The organism is Desulfogranum mediterraneum DSM 13871 (assembly GCF_000429965.1).
Lineage (GTDB): Bacteria > Desulfobacterota > Desulfobulbia > Desulfobulbales > Desulfobulbaceae > Desulfogranum > Desulfogranum mediterraneum.
Genome location: NZ_AUCW01000013.1, coordinates 82,347 through 102,526 on the forward strand (window position 1 = coordinate 82,347; position 20,180 = coordinate 102,526).

At 60.1% G+C, this 20,180-nt stretch carries 17 protein-coding genes; 9 read left to right on the forward strand and 8 right to left on the reverse strand.

Translation table 11 applies throughout. The annotated features are described in order from the left end of the window. Positions 1-173: 173 nt before the first annotated feature. On the reverse strand, positions 174-1,634 hold the full coding sequence (gene sbtM / locus G494_RS22190; protein ID WP_051305442.1) for a thio(seleno)oxazole modification radical SAM maturase SbtM: 1,461 nt from the start codon (positions 1,632-1,634) through the stop codon (positions 174-176). 410 nt (positions 1,635-2,044) lie between these two features. Between sbtM and G494_RS0105975 the strand changes: the two genes are divergently transcribed. Then, on the forward strand, positions 2,045-4,549 hold the full coding sequence (locus G494_RS0105975) for an AMP-binding protein (protein ID WP_028583795.1): 2,505 nt from the start codon (positions 2,045-2,047) through the stop codon (positions 4,547-4,549). On the opposite strand, the gene G494_RS0105980 is transcribed toward G494_RS0105975, so the two are convergent. The 3 genes from G494_RS0105980 to G494_RS0105990 form a co-directional block, all read right to left on the reverse strand. Then, positions 4,536-5,081, reverse strand: a complete 546-nt coding sequence (locus G494_RS0105980; protein ID WP_028583796.1) for a nitroreductase family protein — start codon at positions 5,079-5,081, stop codon at positions 4,536-4,538. The two genes, G494_RS0105975 and G494_RS0105980, sit on opposite strands and share 14 nt — an antisense overlap. Before the next feature lie 84 nt (positions 5,082-5,165). Then, positions 5,166-6,281, reverse strand: coding sequence for a ParB N-terminal domain-containing protein (locus G494_RS22195; protein ID WP_051305443.1), 1,116 nt, complete (start codon positions 6,279-6,281; stop codon positions 5,166-5,168). Further along, on the reverse strand, positions 6,265-6,858 hold the full coding sequence (locus G494_RS0105990) for a metallophosphoesterase family protein (RefSeq protein ID WP_028583797.1): 594 nt from the start codon (positions 6,856-6,858) through the stop codon (positions 6,265-6,267). Before G494_RS0105990 ends, G494_RS22195 begins: the two co-directional genes overlap by 17 nt. Before the next feature lie 856 nt (positions 6,859-7,714). Here G494_RS0105990 and G494_RS0105995 point away from each other — a divergent pair. After that, the gene (locus tag G494_RS0105995) at positions 7,715-8,113 is read left to right on the forward strand and encodes a hypothetical protein (RefSeq protein WP_028583798.1); all 399 of its coding nucleotides are present in this window, start codon (positions 7,715-7,717) and stop codon (positions 8,111-8,113) included. A 188-nt stretch (positions 8,114-8,301) separates the two neighbouring features. Here the strand turns inward: G494_RS0105995 and G494_RS0106000 are convergent, their stop codons facing one another. Continuing rightward, positions 8,302-9,228 (reverse strand): HAD family hydrolase, encoded by a 927-nt coding sequence (locus G494_RS0106000; protein ID WP_051305444.1) that lies wholly within the window; start codon positions 9,226-9,228, stop codon positions 8,302-8,304. Between the two features lie 301 nt (positions 9,229-9,529). Here G494_RS0106000 and G494_RS0106005 point away from each other — a divergent pair, with 301 nt between their 5' ends. Further along, complete coding sequence (locus G494_RS0106005; RefSeq protein WP_028583800.1) at positions 9,530-10,231, forward strand: hypothetical protein; 702 nt, start codon at positions 9,530-9,532, stop codon at positions 10,229-10,231. A 138-nt stretch (positions 10,232-10,369) separates the two neighbouring features. Here the strand turns inward: G494_RS0106005 and G494_RS0106010 are convergent, their stop codons facing one another. Both G494_RS0106010 and G494_RS0106015 read right to left on the reverse strand, forming a co-directional pair. Further along, complete coding sequence (locus G494_RS0106010) at positions 10,370-11,212, reverse strand: competence/damage-inducible protein A (protein ID WP_028583801.1); 843 nt, start codon at positions 11,210-11,212, stop codon at positions 10,370-10,372. A gap of 77 nt (positions 11,213-11,289) precedes the next feature. Continuing rightward, positions 11,290-14,403 (reverse strand): DUF748 domain-containing protein, encoded by a 3,114-nt coding sequence (locus G494_RS0106015; RefSeq protein WP_028583802.1) that lies wholly within the window; start codon positions 14,401-14,403, stop codon positions 11,290-11,292. Positions 14,404-14,659: 256 nt separating this feature from the next. On the opposite strand from G494_RS0106015, the gene G494_RS0106020 reads away from it, so the two are divergent. Further along, positions 14,660-15,553 (forward strand): metal ABC transporter solute-binding protein, Zn/Mn family, encoded by an 894-nt coding sequence (locus tag G494_RS0106020; RefSeq protein ID WP_028583803.1) that lies wholly within the window; start codon positions 14,660-14,662, stop codon positions 15,551-15,553. 3 nt (positions 15,554-15,556) lie between these two features. On the opposite strand, the gene G494_RS0106025 is transcribed toward G494_RS0106020, so the two are convergent. Continuing rightward, on the reverse strand, positions 15,557-16,129 hold the full coding sequence (locus tag G494_RS0106025) for a hypothetical protein (RefSeq protein WP_028583804.1): 573 nt from the start codon (positions 16,127-16,129) through the stop codon (positions 15,557-15,559). A 208-nt stretch (positions 16,130-16,337) separates the two neighbouring features. Here G494_RS0106025 and G494_RS0106030 point away from each other — a divergent pair, with 208 nt between their 5' ends. From G494_RS0106030 to G494_RS0106050, 5 genes are all read left to right on the forward strand, one after another. Further along, positions 16,338-16,784, forward strand: a complete 447-nt coding sequence (locus G494_RS0106030; protein ID WP_028583805.1) for an Hsp20/alpha crystallin family protein — start codon at positions 16,338-16,340, stop codon at positions 16,782-16,784. Between the two features lie 61 nt (positions 16,785-16,845). Beyond that, complete coding sequence (locus G494_RS0106035; RefSeq protein ID WP_028583806.1) at positions 16,846-17,232, forward strand: Hsp20/alpha crystallin family protein; 387 nt, start codon at positions 16,846-16,848, stop codon at positions 17,230-17,232. Between the two features lie 118 nt (positions 17,233-17,350). After that, the gene (locus G494_RS0106040; RefSeq protein ID WP_028583807.1) at positions 17,351-17,878 is read left to right on the forward strand and encodes an Hsp20/alpha crystallin family protein; all 528 of its coding nucleotides are present in this window, start codon (positions 17,351-17,353) and stop codon (positions 17,876-17,878) included. Between the two features lie 218 nt (positions 17,879-18,096). Next, the gene (gene rsmB, locus G494_RS0106045; RefSeq protein ID WP_084456480.1) at positions 18,097-19,515 is read left to right on the forward strand and encodes a 16S rRNA (cytosine(967)-C(5))-methyltransferase RsmB; all 1,419 of its coding nucleotides are present in this window, start codon (positions 18,097-18,099) and stop codon (positions 19,513-19,515) included. A gap of 73 nt (positions 19,516-19,588) precedes the next feature. Further along, the gene (locus tag G494_RS0106050) at positions 19,589-20,179 is read left to right on the forward strand and encodes a DUF6657 family protein (RefSeq protein ID WP_028583809.1); all 591 of its coding nucleotides are present in this window, start codon (positions 19,589-19,591) and stop codon (positions 20,177-20,179) included. Position 20,180 lies beyond the last annotated feature (1 nt).

Sequence of the window (20,180 nt, forward strand, 5' to 3'; positions counted from 1 at the left end):
GAAAGACTCCTGAAAAGATAAATAGAAGGTCGCGCGACTCTGCCACCCTCGGCACACCGCTGATTGCTCCCGATCAAATACCGCACAACCACAAAAAAAACAATCAAACAGCGCCGGGATGGCGGGGAAATAGGTCCCGGGCCGGCAGCCGGGCGGCAGACCGCAGCCAACGCTTACTCCTGGTCAAGGGAGGACGGACAGTAGGGGTCACGATCCACAAAGGGATCCAGACCGTGACCGGCGACCACCGCCGGACAACCCCGACAGACCAGCTTCAGCCGGCAGTCGCCGCAGGCCTCACTGCCCCTGCGGTATCGCTCTGCCAGGGGCGAGTGATAGATCTCGGCAAGGGAGTGTTGAAAGATGTTGCCGATCAGGGAGGGAAACTTGCGACAGGCATGGACCTCACCGTCGGGCAGCAGGGAGACAAAGTTAAAGGCGGCCCCGCAGCCGAAGCCGGCACAGCCGCCGAACAGGGCCTCGTGGTTGAGCTGACGACGGCGATTGAGGATATTATCCTTAAGGGCCATGACCGGGTTGCGGCTGGCGGCCTGCTCATAGTCAGCCAGAAACGCATCATAGGATTCCACCTCCACGGGCTGGAGACTGGCCCCCTCGCCAAAGAGGGTGAGACGGTTAAAGACAAAGAGGTCGACCTTGTCCCGGAGCAGCTCGGCCAGGGGCAGCACCTGATCCCGGTTCCCCTGGGTCAGGGTCAGCATGACCATGGCATAGATCGCCCTCGCCCGGAGGATCTCCAGGAACTGGAGCACCCTGCCGAAATGGCCGACCCCGCGAATCTCATCGTTATGTTCGGCCAGGCCCTCCAGGCTCACCTGATAGAACTCGGGCACCTGGATGGTGCACAGCTCATCGATGATGGCCGCAGAGGTGGGGTTGCCCAGGATGGCCAGGAGGAAGCCCCGATCGGCGGCAGCCTGGTAGAGCTCCTTAAAGCGGGGGTAGAGCAGGGGGTTGCCCCCGGTAAAGGAAACCTGGCCATGGACGTTGTGTGCCTGGCAGAAACGGTAGAGATCATCCAGGATCCTCAGTCCCTGTTCCAGCTTCAGCATGGTCCGGTCACTGCGATCATAACAGTGCTTACAGTGGAGATCACAGGCCTGGGTCACGTGCCACTGGAGGGTGAAGGTGGGGGCGGAACGATACCCCTCTGCCATGGACAGGGAGGCGGGAAAGGAGGCAACCGGCCGACAGAGCCGGGAAGGCGCCCGCAGCAGGATCCCGCTGGCCACTGCCTGGAGCAGGATGGCGTCGATAAAGCCCAGGGAGACCCCGCCCTCCCGGGCAGCCTGGTGCAGGTCCATGGACTCATGAACGATCTTGATGGCCAGCAGCTCATTCTGGGAGAGCTTTTGCAGTACGACCTCGTCGCTGGCCGGTGCCTTCCAGACCGCCAGCAGCTCCTCTCCCGGCTGGGGCCGGCTGGTGGGATCCTGGCGAAAAGCAGCCAGCCCGGTCCACTCCATCTCCAGCAGGGTCAGGGAGGGGTTGAGCAGGAAGCCCTGCTCTGCATTCAATCGCCCCCTGGGAAAGGCCTCGCAGGCCTGGATCGCCTGCTCCAAGGCCCTCAGCTCTCCCTGAAAGGGGCTGGCATCGATTTTCCGAGTTCCCATCTCTCTACCTCCTGCGGATTAAGGTCGAGCCAAAGCCGTCAGCGCCGACAGTTCATCTCTGCATCTCTGCCGACGCTGAAGGTTTCAATGTTCGAGGCCTGTGAGAGCGTATAGGATCAGCTGACTGCTTGCCGTCGAACGCGCTCCAGGCCCCAACGAACAGTACCGTATTCACGCTCTGCCAACAAGTTGAAAGAGCTCCTGGCCGGCGGGCGAGCCGGGGGTCCGCTCGCTCCCAGCCATGCGGAGGAGCGCAGAGCAGCCAGATGGATCTTGCCCCGGTTCTCCAGCTGGACTAGTATAGCCCGATCAATCCTCTGCCCTGACAGGACCTTTACCGCGAGCAGGTCTGTTCTTGCCGAGAAGATCGCCCCCTCACAGAATCACCCCCAAAAGAGCCAAGAGACCAGATGCTGCTTCAAGATCACCACAAAACCGCCATCGTCCTGCCTGACCGCCAACTGAGTTATGGCCAGCTCCTCTCCAGAGCAGGGGCCTTTGCAGAGCTCATCCCCCCCCAGAGCCGGCGGGTGATGATCTTTGCCCCGAACCGGGTAGAGTGGATTGCCGCCTGCTACGGGGCCTGGAGCAGGGAGTGTACCGTGGTGCCGGTGGACTACCTCTCCACCCCGGAAGAGCTCCTCCATATCCTCCGGGATTGCCGGCCTGAGCTCCTCTGCACCAGCGCCGAGACCATGGCGACCACCAGGGCCGCCCTGGAGCAGCTCGACTATGCCCCGCTGCTGCTGGACCTGGAGGAACTTCCTCCGCCGGCAGAGGCCGGGGCTGCGGTCCAGGGAGTGGACCTGCCCGCCCCGGAGACCACCGGGCTCCTGATCTACACCTCAGGAACCACGGGACTGCCCAAGGGGGTGATGCTCTCCTTTGCCAACATCCTGGCCAACATCGAGGCCGTGTCCCACGGTGTACCGATCTACAACCCGGAGGAACGGGTCCTGATGCTGCTGCCCCTGCATCACATCTTCCCCCTGCTGGGCACCATGGTCGCCCCGCTGTTCGTGGGGGCCACCATCGCCCTCTGCCCCACCCTCCAGGCAGAGGATATCATCACCACCCTTCAGCAGAACCGGGTCACCATCCTGGTGGGCGTGCCCAGACTCTACCAGATGATCAGCCGCGCCATCATGGCAAAGATCCGCAACAACAGGGTAGCCTGGCTCCTCTACCGGCTGGCCGAACGGCTGCAGCACCGCCCCCTGTCCAGACGGCTCTTTGCCTCGGTCCATCGCAAGTTCGGTGGTCAGCTCAAGTATCTGGTCAGCGGCGGCGCTGCCCTGGATCCGGTGGTGGGCCGCCAGTTCACCACCCTGGGTTTTGAGGTCCTGGAGGGCTACGGGATGACCGAGGCCGCTCCGATGATCAGCTTTACCCGGCCGGGCAAGGTCAAGATCGGCTCAGCCGGCACCGCCCTGCCCGGCACCGAGATCGAGATCTGTGACGGCGAGATCCTTGCCCGGGGCAGGAATATCATGCAGGGCTACTGGAACAAGCCGGAGGAGACGGCGGCCACCGTCCGCGACGGCTGGCTCCACAGCGGAGACCTGGGGTACCTGGATGAGCAGGGCCGGCTGTTCATCACCGGCCGGAAAAAGGAGATCCTGGTCCTTGCCAACGGCAAAAACATCAACCCGCTGCTCCTGGAACAGCAGCTGGAGGCAGGCAGCGAGTTTATCCTGGAGGCAGGCGTCTTTCTTGACCAGGAGCTGCTCCAGGCCATCATCCGCCCCGACCTCAGGCTCCTCAGGGAAAACAATATCGCCGAGATTGACACCTATTTCCGGACCAGCATCCTGGAGCCCTTCAACCAGCGCCTGCCCCCCTACCAGCGGATCCTCAAGTTCTCCCTGGTCGATGGAGAGCTGCCCAAGACCCGCCTCTCCAAGCTGCAACGCTTCCTCCTCCCGGAGCTGGCCCGGAAACAGCAGCAGCAGAAAAAACAGGGCCACCCCCCGGAGCTTGCCGAGTACCCGATCATCAGGGAGTATATCGAGTCCCTGAGCACCCAGCCCATCCATCCCGACGACCACCTCGAGCTCGACATCGGTCTGGATTCGCTGGACAAAATCAGCCTATTAACCTTTATCAAAAACAGCTTTGGCCTGGTCATTGCAGAGGAGGAGCTGATGCAGCACCAGAGTCCGGCCGGCCTGAGCCGCTTTGTCCACGCCCAGCGCAGGCCGGGAAGCAGGGCCCGAGCCCGGGACTGCAACTGGCAGCAGATCCTGCAAGAGCCCCAGGAGTTGGAACTGCTGCCGACCTGGCCGAGCACCAACCTGCTCAAGCATCTGGCCCGGGCCCTGCTGGGCCTCACCTTTTCCTGCCGCACCGAGGGCCGGGAGCATCTGCCCTCCGGGCCCTGCATCCTTGCCCCCAACCATCAGAGCTACCTTGACGGCCTCTTTGTAGCCTCAAGCTTTAGCAACCGCTTCATGGCCAGGACCTACTTCTATGCCAAGGAGAAACACCTGCGCAAGCGCTGGCTCCGCGCCTTTGCCGAGCGCAACAACGTCATTGTCATGGACATCCACTCGGATGTCCGGGCCTCCCTGCAAAAGAGTGCCGCCCTCCTGGCCCGGGGGAAAAACATCATGATCTTTCCCGAGGGAACCCGTAGCCATGACGGCAACCTGGGTGCCTTCAAGAAGACCTTTGCCATCCTCAGCAAAGAGCTCAACATCCCGGTGGTGCCGGTGACCATCAGCGGCGCCTTTGCAGCCCTGCCCAGGGGAAGTTTCTTTCCCAGGCCCTTTTCCAGGGTCACGGTCCACTTCCAGCGCCCTGTCCTGCCCGGCAGCCTGAGCTATGAAGAGTTGAAGGATGAGGTCCGCAGCCGGATCCAGGCCTGCCTGCCTGGGGAGCAGCCAGGGCAGGAGGCTGGGGTCAGTAACGATTGAAGGCGGCAATCTCTGCCGCCGACTTGCGCACCTTTTTTCGCAGGGGATAGCCCTCCGGAGGATAGCCCAGGGCAACCATCAGGCCGACCCTGGTCCGGACAGGAATCCTGAGCAGTTGCTTGACCCGGGGTTCATCAAACCAGCCCAGCATGCAGCTGCCCAGCCCCAGCTCCGCGGCCTGGAGACAGAGGTGCTCGGCAGCGATGCCGATATCGATCAGGGGAAAGTCCCGATCCTTGAGGCGCCCTCCGATCTGGGTGATCAGCTTGGGCCGCTCCAGGGTCATGACCACCAGCACCGGTGCCTGGAGCACAAAGCGGTTAAAGGAGACCAGCCGACTGAAGGTCGCCCGGGCCACCTTCTCCCTCAGCTCCGGCTCGGTGACAAGGACCAGTCTCCAGGGTTGGGAGTTGCTGGCCGACGGTGCCAGCCGCACCGCCTCCACCAGCTGATGGAGCAGGGCTTCCTCCACCGGTCTGTCCTGGTAGCGCCTGACACTCTGGCGCTGCTCAAACAAGGCTGCCAGTTTCATCGTTCATGTTCCCCCTTCTGCACAATACAGTTTCTTCCACAATCTTCATCCACACCAGGCGATGCTCCAGCGAGCTGATCCTGGTCACACGCCTCCCCTCTCCTTGCTCCTGGAGATCCCCGGGATCAGGGTCTGGGAGCTCTTCACCCCCTTGAGGTTGCGCACCCAGGTATAGGTGAACTGGGAGATCAGCTCCGCGTCCGAGGTGAGCAGGTCCCGCATCAGGGTGGCTTTGACGATCAGGTCGATGGAACCATGCACCGAGTGGACCTCATCCACCTCGGCCAGCTCCATCAGCCGATCCATGATCTGGTTCTCGTAGCGCCCCTCCACGTTAAGGAGCATGAAGAAGGTGACCTCCCGCTTCATCTCCGGATATTCCGCCACCGTATATTCCGCCATTTTCGTCCGAAAGGCCTCCATATCTCTGGGAATCAAACCATCGATTCCTATTCCGTAATTTCGCTCCTTACCCGAGCTCCACTGGTGAACGGAGATGTAGAGATAGAGATCGTCCACGCTCCGTCCGGGAAAAGACTCCACCAGGCGGCTGTTGTCGATCATGGTGGCCAGGGGTTTATAGATGCTACGATACCAGTCGGCGGCTGCCTGCTTATAGTCGAGCTGCTGGCCGGTTTGACGGTTGAGAAAGCTGCCATGCGCCTTAATCTGCGCCTCCAGGCGGACAAACTGATCCGGTTCGGTGAGATCGATGGTCTCGGTGAGCCCAGCCTGATCACGGAAGCTGATCTTTTCCAGGTAGAGTTGATTCTCAAAGCTCTCCGCCCCGGGCAAGAGCTCCAGGATACACGCCTCGATATCCACCCGCCCCAGGCGGCGGGCTGCCGTGACCCGATGATGTCCGTCCAGGATAAAATAATCATCCTTGATCTGGTAGAGGGATACCGGCGGCATCGCCTTGCCCGCTGCCATGGCCTGAAGAATATTCTCCAAGCGCTCGTTCTGCTCCGTCCTCTTTGGTCTGAATTTTCGATCAAAATCCTGATACCGCCCCACGGTACCGACAATCCTCTCCAGGGGCACTGTGGCAAGCCCCCGGTTGACCGATTCAAAGGCCTGTTCAGAACTCTGCACCCTATCAAAGCATTGCAGTTCCTTGACCGGCCCCTCTGCAGAGACCCGGCTCCTGCCCGGAAAGAGACGCAGGCGCCGGGCAGAGCGTTTAAATCTGGAAAACATAGTAGCCATAGCAGTTGACAATCTGAGTGGTTCCCAGCCAGCTGACCCGCTCTTCCGGGCTGCTGAACAGGGTATGGATATGACCGTGGAGCAGGTACCCGGGACGATGGCGCGCTATCAGGGAACGAAAACAACGAAAGCCGCGATGACAGGGATCCTCTGCATCACCGCACCAACGGGGCGGGGCATGGGTGAGGACAATATCAACCCCCCGGCGCAACCAGAGGGTCAACCAGAGGCGTCGAATATAGGAACGCATCTGCTGCTCACGGTACTGGGAGATCCCGCCATTGTACCAGCGCGAACCACCCAGGCCCAGCAGGCGGACCCCGTGGAAGCTGACCAGCTGGCGGTGAATATGGAGGCAGCCCTCGGGCGCCGCCACAGCGTAACGAATATCATGGTTGCCCAGGATATAAAAGACAGGTACCCCCAGCCGCTTGCCCACTGCGCTGAGATACTCGGGAGGCAGATCCCCGCAGGAGAGTACCAGCTCCACCCCTCGGACGACTCCGGGATCGATGGTGCCATCGATCAGCTCCCTAACCTCGGTATCAGCAATGGCCAAAATCTTCATCGAGCCTGTCCCTGCCCTCTGTCCCTGGTGATCGGAAGGGGACAGCCAGACAGGTCACAGAGGTGTCCCCCGCCCTGCAGCCAGCCGCCCCAAACAACCATCCCCCTGCACTTTCAACAAAAAACGAAACAGAGACAGATGCTGTCCATATCTGTCCGCGCCTGTCCGCACCATGCCGCCCCCTGGCGGCAACTCCTGGTCCGAACTCTATCATAGCCCAGCCCGGCTGGGAGCAAAACCTAATCTCAGCTAAAAAGAGAGAGTCTGGCTCTTTTCAAGGGCTCGCCCCTCTCTCTTTTCAAGCTGGGCCCCCACCCTGCAACCAGCCTTTACCTGCACCACCTGTTCGGCAACGATGGCAAGATGGCAAGATGGCAAAGAGCCGAAAATAACGACAAGGGTGGAGAGGATATCCCACGTACTCCAGGGTACCTTGAAAAATATTTTAGCCGCGACGGCTCAGGCGCTGTATCGTCTTTTCCACCCAAGCAAGGTGATCCCAGGGACCTCCATCGCAAGATTTCAGCCAGCTTGCCGCTCTGATCCCATCAACGGATATAAACATGAGACCGATACAGAGCCAACAAACTCCTTGCCGTAAGGCAAAGAGTTGACTACCGCACAACTTGCTGATTCTACGCAACAAGTATCAAAAACGATCAAGACAGGAGTGATCACCCTGCATCCTCTCCCCGGATAATAGCTGGCCTTGCAATGGCTTCAAGCCAACCACATCGTTTCTCGCCTCAAAGAGCTAGAGGGTATATCTCCATTGAACATATGCGCCTCAACGCAATGGAAAAGAAATTGATACTGGCCCCTAACATTCATAACAGACCTTAACCAGGAAAATGAAATGAAAAAAGCAGTGACCCTCTCCCTTAGCCTCATGCTTTGCTCCATCATGGTGGGATGCACCCAAAACGATACCAGCTCAACAAGAGAGTTGAAGCCGATAACCTACCTGACAGCAGATGAGGTAAAAAACCTGCATTCCGACCATACCGCTTACGGCACCAATCTCCGCTATAATAAACAGGTAGAGGTGCATTACTCTGCTGACGGCACCTATGCAGGTACGGTTGCAAGTGGCAAAAAAAAGATTTCCGGTACCTGGCTGGTTAAAAAAGATGGAGCCAAATGCAATAGTTCGGACAGGAGCGACAACTCCTTTTGCATGAAATACTCCAGGGAAGGCGACTCGTACTATGGTTTTTTCAACGGTGAAAAACGCATCAAGGTCCAATTCAGGTAGCATCAAGGAGAACATTGGCAGGATCAGAGCGGGAACCTTTGCTCCGTGTTTTTGGCTGCCCCCTAGAGTTCAGGGTAGTGATAAAAAATCAGATTTTTCGATCAAGATCCAGACAACGGATATTCCGAGGATACATTGTCCACCAGAAGGCAGAGAGTGGCAGAACAGGCATTCTTTCAAGCCAGGCTTCAGCCTCCGCCCCTGGTGCAGAGCCAGCGCTCAGCGGCCTCGGCCACTCCCCCCTGGTCATTGGAGCTGACCGTCTCAAAGAGGTCGAGCAGGGCAGGGGGGCCGTTGGCCACCATGAAGCTGCTCTCCGCCCAGCGGAGCAGATCAAGATCATTATAGTCGTTTCCCACGGCACAGATATCTGCCGCAGCCACCCGGCACCGCCTCGCCAGCCACTGCACAGCCCTGCTCTTGGAGACCTGGGGCGGAAAGATCTCGATCCAGACCGAGGCCCCGTCCAGGGGCGAGGTGGCCTTGATCACACTAAAGCCGCTGAAACGTTCGCCCAGGTGGGCAGCAACCTCATGGCCCCGATCCTGGGGCACGATACAGAGCACCTCGGTGGCTCCGCCCAGCTCTATCAGGGCCTGGGAAGAGAAGGGAGCGGCACAATCCTGATACTGATCCAGTCGGGAAGAGAAGTCCGGGTTGTCTCCGGCCGGACCATGGTAGAGGAACTGCCTGGTCTCCGGCACCGGAGCGTGGACCATGAAGTCCAGGCCAAGCCCCTGGAGGTAGCGGCTGATGGTCGCCACCTCCAGGGGGTGCAGGCCGAAACTCTGCAGCAGTTGGCTGTCGGGGTAGGCCATAATCCCGGCACCGGTGGAGAAGATGACATAATCCAGCGGCAGCCTGGCCTCCCCGTCCAGGCAAGCCAACTGGACCAGGAGTCGCTGAAAGGAGTAATTGGACCTGCCGGTGGCCACAGCCACCAGGTAACCGCCGACCCGCAATCGCTCCAGGGCCTCCCGGTCTCTTGCAGCCAGCCGGCGCTGACTGGTCAACAGGGTCCCGTCCAGGTCCACCACAAAAAGGCCCCGATGGGGGCCTGAAGATCCCGCCCCGGAGGATTCCTCTCCCCCGGCAATCGACCATACCTGTCTCATCCTGACCTCCCACCCGATTGAAGGGTCTCCGTGGACTGCGCCGCGACAGCAGGCGCAAGCCGCCAACCCCGACCGAGGCCCCCCTGCAATCCGGTTTGAGCCGCTGTCCACCTCTGCTTAACAAAAGAACTTCCTTGACTTATCCTCTTGGATACCAATATGTTAAAAATAGAGCATCCCTTTACAGCAGCACCTGTGATGCCTGTTGTCTCGAGTACTCCTATCGGAGTTACCATGCTGATCCTGTCGAAATATTATTCAACGGGACCCTGCACAGAGACAGGGTCCTTGGAGGATGAAGATGAAATCACCCAGGTTACTGTTCTCCAACCAGGCCGCAGGCCATGGTCTGCGGCTACTCACGTCCTGTTCAAACCTGATCTGGATGGTGCTGGTCGCAGCCCTGCTGCTCCCGGGCTGTTCCCCTCAAATCTACTCCAACCTCAACCATAAACAGCTCACCCTCTCCAGTGACCGTTTGAAGGTTGAGGGCATCGCCTTTATTACCCCCTCAACCGTTACCGGCCAGGAAGAAGAGAAACAGGCAGTAGCCTTTGTCTTTGCCGCCGCCCTCAAGGAAGAACGACCGGACCTGACCATCCTCTCCCTTCCCGAGACCCTCAGCGCCATCAACAAGGCCGGGCTGGCCCAGGACTACGAACTCATGTACAGGGACTACAAGGACACCGGGGTCTTTAAACGGAATATTCTCCAGAAGATCTCCGCAGCCACCAATACCCGCTACCTGGCCCAGCTTAAACTGGCCGGTTTCAACCAGGGAGGTACCAGCAGACTGGGGGTCTTCGGCCTGCGGCTGGTGGAGACCAGACGCGCCACCCTCCGTCTCTTCTTCCAGATCTGGGACGCAGAAAACGGCGAGATCGCCTGGGAAGCCCTCCAGGAGTTGAACTGGTCGGAAGAGATGGTCTCGGAGGATATCGTTACCCTGCAGATGATCATGGCCCAGGCTGCCAAAAATATCGGGGCAAGATTGCCGATCTAAGTTGTCCTCACCAGCTTATCAGATTATCCGCTGGCCAGGAGGAACGAGTCCCCGGCCGGAGCTGAGCGCACAGGCCGAGCAGGTCCCCTGGCTGGTGGATCAGCTGGACAGGGGGTGCGGCCGGGGAGAGCCAGGCCCCTAACACCCCCCATCACCGCTGTCGCTCTCCTCCGCCTCTGCCACCACAAGCCCCAACTCCCGTAAAGCGGCAGCAAGCTCCAGACAGGCCTGCGCCAAGAGCTGCTCACCCACCTGGTGAGCGTTGCAGGTCAGGAGAATTTCCATCCGGGCCTGCTCACCCAGAGGCGTTGCCAGGGATTTGATATATATCTCAGGATAGGCGGCCGTCAGACGACGCAGGACCGGATCCATCAGGGACTCGTCGTTGCAGCCCGCCCAGAGACGTCGTAGCGAAGAACTTCCCTCAGTCCCCCCTGGCCCCAGGAGTTTCCCCACCTCCTGCTCCATGATCCCCTTGAGCTCCGCCGGTACGCCGGGCAGGCTGACGATGGTGGTCTGGTCCTGCTGCAGCAACACCCCGGGCGCAATCCCCACCGGATTGGCCAGGGCCTCGGCGCCCTCCGGCAGCCAGGCCATCTTCTCCCTGGCCGGGTTCATCTCCCTGCTGGCAATGATCCCTTGCCGAAAAAAACGAGCATACTGCTGCTCCACCTGGGCCAGGGCCTGTTGATGGAGCCGCAGTCGCCGTCCGGTGCCTGCGGCAACGGCCTCCAGGGTCCGATCATCCTCGGTGGGTCCCAGGCCGCCGGTGGTCAGGAGCAATGTCACCTGCCGCTCCACCGCCTCGGCAACAGCCCCGACAATCTCCCCATGGATATCGGGCAGGATGGTCACCCTGGCCACCCTGGAGCCCCGATCATGGAGCAGGCGACAGAGCCAGTTGGTGTTGGTATCCAGGATATCGCCGATCAACAGCTCGTTGCCGATGGTCAGAATCTCCACCTTGCTTGCTGCCTCCATCTCCCCCCTCCCTGCTCCCCGATCATCATTCCCTTGAAAACGATTCTGCCGGAGCCTCTTGCTCAAGCCGGATCAGCTTATTTTCTGAACTCGATGGTGGTCACCCCCCTGCCCTCAAAATCAAAGCTGGGGTTACACATCAGCAACTGTTCCCCCTTGATCGAAAAGTGCTCCTCCAGATAGCTCTTCACTGCCAGGGAACGACTCTCCCCCTGGAGAAAAAGTTGTCGGCGGGAGGCCTCATCACCCAGGACCTGGGAGGGTGTGGTCGTCTCTCCGGCTGCACGGCCCAGGTCGGCCAGGGCCACCTTGGCACAGATGCTGTACATCGTCTCCTCATCCTGGGCAATGGTCCGGCCGACAGACTCAAGGATCTGGCGGTGTTGCTCTGTGAGTTCAGCCTGCCCGGGTTGAAACTCCAGAACCGGCAAATCCGTGCTCAGCAAGGCGGTTCCCAGTTGCGCCCCCAGGTAGACCAGGGCCCCGGTTGGCCCGAGAAAGGTGTAGGCCAGATAGGGCGTGACCCCGACGGTGATGGCCGTTCCCATGGCGGTCACCAGGAGATCAACCACTCCGACCCTGAGATCGGAGAGCTGTCCGGAGATGGGCACATCCAGATCAATATTACCATGGTTATCGCGCAGGATGGACAGGGCGATATCCATGGGCACGGGCAGCTTGTTGTTGAGCTCAGCAGCCAAGGCATCGTCAACGGTTTTGGCCCGGATATCCTTAAAGAGCAGGTTGTTGTCCATCTCGATATCCTGGCCTCTGATCTTGAGGGTCGACCTCAGGTCGAGTTGGCCGCTCTGCAGATAGGTGCCTACGGCCTGCATGACATAGGGCGAAACCTGCTGCAGGGAATAGTTACGCAACACGGTCTCCTGCTCCAGCGTCCTCGGCAGGGCCAGGGGGGCGCACCTTCCCTTGATCTTCAGGGGAGCATAGGTATCAAAGGCCCCCTCGAGCAGATAGCCGAAGGACTGCTCCGGTTGGCGGAGGTCGATCTCCAGGGCCTCGGCCTTTTTCAGCAGGAATTCGGTGGAAAAGGGTTTGGCCAGGCTGGAGTCGCTGAAACGAAAACCACTCTTGCCGACCACCTCAATCCGAGCGATGGCCAGGGGCAGCGCCCTGGCGCCCGGCTGTTCCGCCGTGGCTGCAGGCCCTGCCTCTGTACCTGGCTCAGCCCCGGCCGGCCGGACACCGCTTTCGGCGATCTCCTGCTTACCCTTCACGCTGTCTGCAGCCTTCCGCAAGCGGGCAAAGAGGGTGTCAACCACCACGCTGTCGATCTCCAGCCCCAGCTCCGAAGACCAGCGGCTCTGGTTGACCCGCAGGGCATCCAGGGTGACCATGGGCGCCGAGCCCCCTGCTGCGCCTGCCGCCTCGCCTCCGAGGCCGACCCTATCCTGATCGCTGCCGGACTCCTGCCACACCTCTGCCCCGGTCAGGGCCAACTGTTCCACCGTTGCCGAGGCCAGGTCCGGACTGGCAACATTTCGAACCGTGGCAGCGGCTAGCCTGACCTCCAGGGGAAGCTGACTCGACCGGGGAAGGAGCAACTCCTTGACCTCCAGCGCCCCTACCCGGAGCCCACCCTGGCCATCGTCCTTGACCTCGGCCAGCTGCAGACCAGCAAAGGTAAACAGGGGCTCCCCCCCCTTGCTGAGCTTAAAAGAGGCTGCCTCTGCCGAGGCCGCACCGCTGAAGGCCGGACGATCTCCCAGGGTGATGGCAAAATCCGGACGCAGCTGCAGGCTCTCCTCTTCCAGGCGGGTCGCAGCCGCGATCAGGTCTGCAGCCAAGCCCTTGCCGGTCAACTCCCCTGCCAGGCTGATTTTTGGCTTGCCCTGGTCCAGACTATAACCGACCGCCCCGTCCCAACTGAGCAGCTGCCCTTCTGCGCCAAGGCGTTCAGCCGCTGCCACCCTGGTCTGCTCCAGCTCAACCCGCCCCTGATAGCCGGCAGCAAGCCCCTGCCCCAGGTGCAGCTCGGTGCTGCCCTCGCTCTCCAAGCGCGCCTGTACCAGGGAGAGCCCGCCAGGCAGATCCAACTCCACGGCCTGGGCAACCAGATGTCCCTGGATCCGGGCAAGATCCTCCTTGCCCGCCTGACGCTTGTCGCTATAGAGCAGCCGTCCTTCCCAGGTAACGGCCTGTGACCCACCACTGAGCGTACCCGTCTCCTGGACAAGTTGAAAGGCTGGATTATTGAGATGAAGGCTGGAGTCAGACTCCAGCCGAAGTTGTTCCCCACCGAGTTGCACCCCGACCTGGCCCTGCCAGTCGACGGTACCGCCCAACTGCCAGTCAGCTCCCCGAAGATCGGTCTCTGCCAGGTTAAAAGAGCCCCTGAAGTTGAGCTCAGGCCCCTGCTCCCTATCCATGGTCACGACCAGTCCACCGGCGATCCCGGCCAAGCCGTGAAACTGGCTGAGATAGGGACTGAGCAGCGGGGCAAAGGCCCCGAGTTTAAGGGTGGAGAGTTCCACCGCACCTTCCAGGATGGGCTGCGGCACCAAGGCTACCTTGGAAAAATCCAGGACAAAGGGGGCCTCATTAACGGTCCCCTTCAACATCAGGCTACCATGGGGAGCAGCCGGGTTGGTAGAGAGGTGCAGACTCCGTCCTTCCTGGATAACCAGGGTAGACTGAAACCCCTGCCTGGTGTAGTGGACCACCACATTGGAGAGTTCAACCTCCTGGGCATGGAAGATCCAGGCGTTCAGCGCCTCGGAATCATCCACCTCTGCCAACTCCTCGGAGCTGTCCGGGCCGGCAGCAAGGGAATAGGATCCGATGCGCAGGCTGCCGTCCTGGTGCTGTTCGATATCAAGCATCAGATCGGCAATGGTGGCCTTTTCAATCCGAGCCTGGTGACGAAGCAACCAACCAAGACCAAGGTTGATACTCAGGTTGCTGTTGCTGAAGACCGTTGCCCCGCCACGCTGTATATCGGCTCCACGCAGGCCCACTGTACCGGTAAAGGGATTCAGCTGCACCCTGTCGACCAGGGCCTGATCAGCACCGTTCTCCAGAAGCCACTTCTGGAGATAATGCTTGCCGGCAACCGGGATGACCAGCAGGGCGATGGCGCCCAGGACAAGCAGAGCGGCACAGACCCGGACCAGGGGCTTGCGCCAGAGACGGGCAGGTAAGGTAACAGATGGTTCGTTTTCGGGGTGTTCCATGGAAGTTGTCGCCTCGGTTCAAGTTGGCAAGGAGGTAGAGATACCTTCAAGAGATGGACGGATAAAGAGTAGCCAAATCAGTGGGGTTACTCAAGCCTTGAATAAAAAAAAACAAAGACGACCGCAGCCAGCTGCCGACCTTCTGCTTCGGTCGGCAGCTCCCCGTTGACTTTCTGGCCGCCCCTGGGTAAGACCAGAGACAAACAATCGGCCGGCCACACGTTTAACGCCCACCGTCCCCTCGGAGGTACCTTGCATGCAGCTCAAACTCAGCCCCATCTACACCCTGATTTTCCTCTGCAGCCTGCTGGGACAGGCAGCGGCGGCCCCTCTGGAGGTTTTTGTCTCCATTGCCCCCCAAAAATGGCTCAGCGATCAGATCGGCCAAGACCAGGTTCACACCCACATCCTGATCGCCAACAATCAGGAACCCCACTCCTTTGAACCTTCCCCCCGGCAGATTGCCCAGCTCTCTGCAGCCAGACTCTACCTGACCGTCGAGCTTGAATTCGAGAACCAACTGGTCAAGATACTGTCCCAAAACGCCCAGAGGCTGACCATCGTCGATGTGGCGAAACAGGTCCGAAAAATTCCCATGGACCAGCATGGCCAGGAACACCAACATGGCCATGGTGAAGGAGGGCACAGCCCCCAACTGCTCGATCCCCATATCTGGCTCGCCCCTGCCAATCTGAAGATCATGGCCCGAAATATGGCCGCAGCCTTCAGAGCCGCAGACCCGGCCAACCAGGCCTTTTATCAACATAACCTGGAAGAGCTGAACCGTACCCTGGACCGACTCGACCGGGAGTTGGCCCACCAGCTCAAGCCCTACCAGGGAGCTCCGTTCTACGTCTTCCACCCCTCCTTCGGCTACTTTGCTAGGGCCTACGGCCTGCGACAGGAAGCCGTAGAGGTGGAGGGAAAAGCACCGACCCCCAAGCAACTTGCCAGGCTGATCGCCCAGGCCAGGAAAGAACAGATCCGGGTGATCTTTGTCCAACCACAGTTTGACCCCAAGAGTGGGGCAGCAATTGCCCGGGCCATCGACGGCAGGGTACTGCCCCTCGATCCCCTGGCCGAAGACATCCCGGCCAACCTGCGTGCCATGGCCGCAGCCGTGGCAGCAGCACTCGAAAAGGCCCCATAATCGCTACAGCTCGTCCAGAGACTTCCCCCGCTCGACAATGGCCCTCAACCCCTGGAGGGTGCGATGGGCCTGCTCCAGTTGCCCTTCCAAGCTGGTGAAAAAGGGATCCCTGGCCCCCAGAAGCTGACCGGTTTTCTGCAACAGGGAGATGCCGTCGCGATGATACTGTTCCAGCTCGGCCAGGACCCTGGCCCTGCGGTGCTGTTTTTCCCGTTCCGCGCTGATAATGGGCAGCAGTCGACTGATGGAGACCTCTACCAGTACATCCCGCGGCATCTGATGGGCCCGGGCCACCTGCTCCAGCGAAACCAAGGAGTTTCGACTCAGGACATAGGTCTTCTGATGGCGGGTCACCTCAACGGGTCGGTACTTTTCCGCCTCCACCGCCACCTGGGCCAGGACCTCACGATCTTCCACCAACTGGTCGAACAGGGTCTTCTGTTTGATTCCCAACTGGGCGGCGGCGATGCTCAACACCTTAATCATCCTGGCCGGCAGCTTGAACGTCGCCCGCACCGACTGTTTCCCCTTCAAGATATCGGCTGTTAATCCCAGATCCGGAATATCCACGCTCATACCTCCCTCCTCCAGGTTCCCCTGATCACTGGTTATGCCCTTAAAATAACCGCCATCCATTACTTTGTCAAAGACTGTTGAATTAGTAATGAAGTTTTTTTATTACTTTTACGCCTATTACCGTTGACAAGAAAGTGGTTGTAATTATTTTTCAAGAAACAGCTCACAGGAAGTCTCACTTTTTACCCTATAAGCAATGAGGTACGAGATGCGATCACGACTCAACGAACTGGAACGAATGCTCAACACTCTGGATTTCTTTCGCCCTGGACTGGGACAGTTTCTCTCTGCCCTTGATCGCCCAGGCTCCCCCAACCACCCCTGGCTGGTCAACGGCAACACCCCCAGGACCAACCTCTACGACACCGGCAACAACCTGGAACTCAGCGTAGAACTCCCGGGGATTGCCAAGGAGGAACTCAAGATCAAGGTCCAGGGCAACTATCTGGAAATCAGCGGCCAACCGCAGACCAAGCCCCTGGAAGGCTACAGGGTGCATCGCAGCGAACGGGACATGGCCGCCTTTTCCCGCAGCTTTACCCTGCCCTACGACGTGGAGGCGGACAAGGTTGAGGCCAACCTCAAGAACGGCATCCTCAAGATGGTCCTGCCCAAGGCCGAGGCTGCCAAGCCCAGAGAGATCGCCATCAGCTAAGGACTGCGCCAGCAAGCCCGGCACCCCCGGAACTCTTCAAGAACTCTTTAGGAGAAGCACCATGAACACCGCCAAAAACATAATGACCCCAAGCGGTCAAAACCTTGAAAAAACGGATAAATTCCCAGAAGTTACTCCGGACGTGGATATCTACGAAAACGAAAACGAGATCTTAATCCATGCCTCCATGCCGGGGGTAGCTAAAGAGGAGATCTCCCTGAATCTGGATAACGGCAAACTCTTCATTGCCGGAACCCGTACCATGGAAGCCGGGGGTGCCGCCAAGTGGCGCGAATTCGGCAATGTCGTCTTCAGCCGGACCTTTGCCGTACCCCAGTCCATCGACACGACCCAGGTCACGGCGCACCTTGAAAACGGCGTACTTGAGTTGCACCTGCCCAAGAACGAGGCAGCCCGACCCAAGCAGATCAAGATTACCACCAGCTAAGGGCAACGAAAAGCTGGTCACAGCTCAACCTGAAGTCAAGGTGGTCCAGAACAGTACACTGCAGCCCGGAGGGGTTCTCTCCAGAACCCCTCCGGGCCCACAGCCAAGGGAGGACAGGATGGAACTGAAAAAACTCGCCCCCTGGAACTGGTTCAGTAAAGAGGAGCATGGCTCCCAGCTCACCCCCAGCCGACAGCAACAGACAGGCATCGCCCCCTTAGAGCGCGAATTCAACCAACTGATAGATCGATTCTTCTCTGCCAGCAGAGGAGTATGGTTTGAGCAGCCCTTCCAACTCCCCCTGGAAACCACTGCCCTGCTCAAACCCAGGATCGACCTCAGCGCCCGGGAGAGGGAGTATATCCTCAGCCTAGAGATACCCGGAGTCAAAGAGGAGGAGGTCAAGATCAACCTGAGCAACAACACCATGACCATCACCGGTGAAAAGCGACAGGAGCACGAGGAAAAAAGAGGCAACTACTACCGGATGGAAAGAAGCTATGGCTCGTTCCAGCGCATTCTCTCTCTGCCCGAGGATGTGGATCAGGAAAACATCAAGGCCTCCTTTAAACGGGGAGTCCTCACCGTGACCATGCCCCGTCGCAGAGTGAGCGAAGCAAGCGGCAAAATCATCGAGATCAACTAAGCAGGACTGCACGCCCCCTGGCTGGCCAGGGGGCGGCCAGAGAGCGACCTGAGGGCGACCAGGAGAACCCGTCCGCGAGCCTCCCGAAAAAGTATTCCCATATCTCCCCATCTCAAGTAAAATCCAGGCCAGGCCAGAACCACTGCAATGCCCGCCGACCAGATCCCCATGGCGCTGCCGCTTCAGTCTCCCCTCTCAACCATGATCCCACAGCGCCGATGCCCCCTAGCCCGCCATCACGACCACTGCCGACTGTCCCTGTTTCCGCTCCTCAGCTCCCCGGTAAGGCCCCCCTCAACGCCCGATCAGCGGCGATCGAGACCCTCCTGGCCTGGATGGACGACCACAAACCCGTGGACCTTCACTTCAACCGGCTCACCACCGGACTGGATCCACGGGATCGGGGTTTTGCCAAGTCCCTGGTCTATGGCGTGCTTCGCCACCGGCAGTATCTGGACTGGACCATTCAACGGTTTTCCAAGCACCCCCTGGCCAAGATGAAGCCCAGGACCCTGGTCACCCTGGAGGTCGGCGTCCTCCAGATCCTGCTCCTGGACCGGATCCCGGGCTCGGCAGCAGTCAATGCCACGGTGGACACCCTGAAGAGGGCCAAACAGCCACGCTGGCTCCTGGGCTTTGTCAACGGGGTGCTGCGCACCATCAGCCGCCAGGCCCAGCAGCTGGAGCAGGAGGAGGAGGCCCGGGACCAGGGGCGCCCCATCCTCAATCACCCCCAATGGCTGATTGCGCGCTGGCAGCAGCAGTTTGGTCTGCAGCAGGCCACGGCTATCTGCAGGGTAAACAACCGCCCCCCGCTGCTCACCCTCCGGGTCAACAGCCGCCGGAGCGACCGGACAGAGCTGCTGCAAAGTTTTCTTGAGCAGGGACTGGAGGCCCGCTCCTGCCCCCACAGCCCCCTGGGCATCTCCCTGGCCAACTATTCCGGCCAGATCACCGACCTCCCCGGCTTTACCCAGGGCAGCTTCGTGGTCCAGGACGAATCCGCCCAGCTGGCCAGCCTGCTCCTGGGCCCCCTGGACAGGGGGCCCAGGATACTGGACGGCTGCGCCGGCCTGGGCGGCAAGACCAGCCACCTGGCCCAGGCCATGGGCCGGGAGGGGATGGTGGTGGCAGTGGAACCTGAAGCACGCCGCTTTCAGTTGCTGGGCGAGAACCTGGACCGCCTGGGGCTTGCAGCCCGGACGACCCTGATCCAAGCCACCCTGGAGGAGTTTGCCCTCGGCCAGCCCCAGCCCTTTGAGGCCATCCTCCTGGATGCCCCCTGTTCAGGCAGCGGGGTTATCCGCAGACAGCCGGACATCCGCTGGAGCCGTCAGCCAGGAGACCTTGCCCGCTATCAGCAGACCCAGCTGGCACTGCTCACCACCTGCGCCGGCCTGCTTGGTGCCAAGGGTCGCCTGGTCTACGCCACCTGTTCCCTGGAGCCCGAGGAGAACCAGGAGGTCATTGCCCTCTTTCTGAAAGAGCAGCCGGACTTCCGCCTGGAAGACGCCCGCACCTACCTGCCCGTCTCCGCCCATGCGCTGGTGGATGAGCAGGGCTTTTTCCGGCCAGCCCCTGCCCCTGACCATGATGGTTTTTTTGCCGCCGCTCTCTGCCGGGGAAGCGCCTTGTAGTTTATGGCCACATTGCGTATAATCCCGGCCCAGAACTCTCTACCAACCCTCTTACCCAAGGAGTAGCAAGCAAATGGCGGAAATACGATCAACCATGGATCTGGTTATGGAAAAGGCGGCCCGGATGGGCAAGGCCACCGCTGATGAGATGGAGCAGGAAGCCTCCCGTAAACAGGGAATGCAGCTGGCAGCCGAATTCCTCAACCAAGAGTCGGAATCCTTGGCAGAATGCCTGGCCCAGCAAGCCTCCTCCCTGCAGGTCATCACCCGCAAGGGCATGCTTGAGGCGCTCCTCCGCAATCTCTTCCTGGCCAGGGACGAAGAGGGTCTCCAACGGATTGACCGGGCCATCCAGGGCATCATCGAGCTGGGTGGCGGTGCCGGCGACCTGACGGCCATCTGCCAGGAGCTGCAGGGCATCATCAGCCAGTACGACAAGCACCGCAATCAGTACTACGAGCAGCTCAAAGAACAGATGCGGATGCAGATTGAACAGATGGTTGCCCAGAAAACCGGCATGCCTGCAGATGGTTTGAACATCGACCCCACCACCGAGCCCCAGTTCAAGGAAGAGTGGAGCCGACTGGAGGGTGAACTCAATGGCCAGTATGAGCAGGCCCTGGAGCAATACCGGACCCAGCTCAAGCAGCGACTCGGGGTCTGAG

Coding starts and splice junctions, on each gene's coding strand:
- sbtM (WP_051305442.1), bottom strand. CDS start 1,634: ATGGGAACTCGGAAAATCGATGCCAGCCCCTTTCAGGGAGAGCTGAGG.
- G494_RS0105975 (WP_028583795.1), top strand. CDS start 2,045: ATGCTGCTTCAAGATCACCACAAAACCGCCATCGTCCTGCCTGACCGC.
- G494_RS0105980 (WP_028583796.1), bottom strand. CDS start 5,081: ATGAAACTGGCAGCCTTGTTTGAGCAGCGCCAGAGTGTCAGGCGCTAC.
- G494_RS22195 (WP_051305443.1), bottom strand. CDS start 6,281: ATGTTTTCCAGATTTAAACGCTCTGCCCGGCGCCTGCGTCTCTTTCCG.
- G494_RS0105990 (WP_028583797.1), bottom strand. CDS start 6,858: ATGAAGATTTTGGCCATTGCTGATACCGAGGTTAGGGAGCTGATCGAT.
- G494_RS0105995 (WP_028583798.1), top strand. CDS start 7,715: ATGAAAAAAGCAGTGACCCTCTCCCTTAGCCTCATGCTTTGCTCCATC.
- G494_RS0106000 (WP_051305444.1), bottom strand. CDS start 9,228: ATGAGACAGGTATGGTCGATTGCCGGGGGAGAGGAATCCTCCGGGGCG.
- G494_RS0106005 (WP_028583800.1), top strand. CDS start 9,530: ATGAAATCACCCAGGTTACTGTTCTCCAACCAGGCCGCAGGCCATGGT.
- G494_RS0106010 (WP_028583801.1), bottom strand. CDS start 11,212: ATGGAGGCAGCAAGCAAGGTGGAGATTCTGACCATCGGCAACGAGCTG.
- G494_RS0106015 (WP_028583802.1), bottom strand. CDS start 14,403: ATGGAACACCCCGAAAACGAACCATCTGTTACCTTACCTGCCCGTCTC.
- G494_RS0106020 (WP_028583803.1), top strand. CDS start 14,660: ATGCAGCTCAAACTCAGCCCCATCTACACCCTGATTTTCCTCTGCAGC.
- G494_RS0106025 (WP_028583804.1), bottom strand. CDS start 16,129: ATGAGCGTGGATATTCCGGATCTGGGATTAACAGCCGATATCTTGAAG.
- G494_RS0106030 (WP_028583805.1), top strand. CDS start 16,338: ATGCGATCACGACTCAACGAACTGGAACGAATGCTCAACACTCTGGAT.
- G494_RS0106035 (WP_028583806.1), top strand. CDS start 16,846: ATGAACACCGCCAAAAACATAATGACCCCAAGCGGTCAAAACCTTGAA.
- G494_RS0106040 (WP_028583807.1), top strand. CDS start 17,351: ATGGAACTGAAAAAACTCGCCCCCTGGAACTGGTTCAGTAAAGAGGAG.
- rsmB (WP_084456480.1), top strand. CDS start 18,097: ATGCCCCCTAGCCCGCCATCACGACCACTGCCGACTGTCCCTGTTTCC.
- G494_RS0106050 (WP_028583809.1), top strand. CDS start 19,589: ATGGCGGAAATACGATCAACCATGGATCTGGTTATGGAAAAGGCGGCC.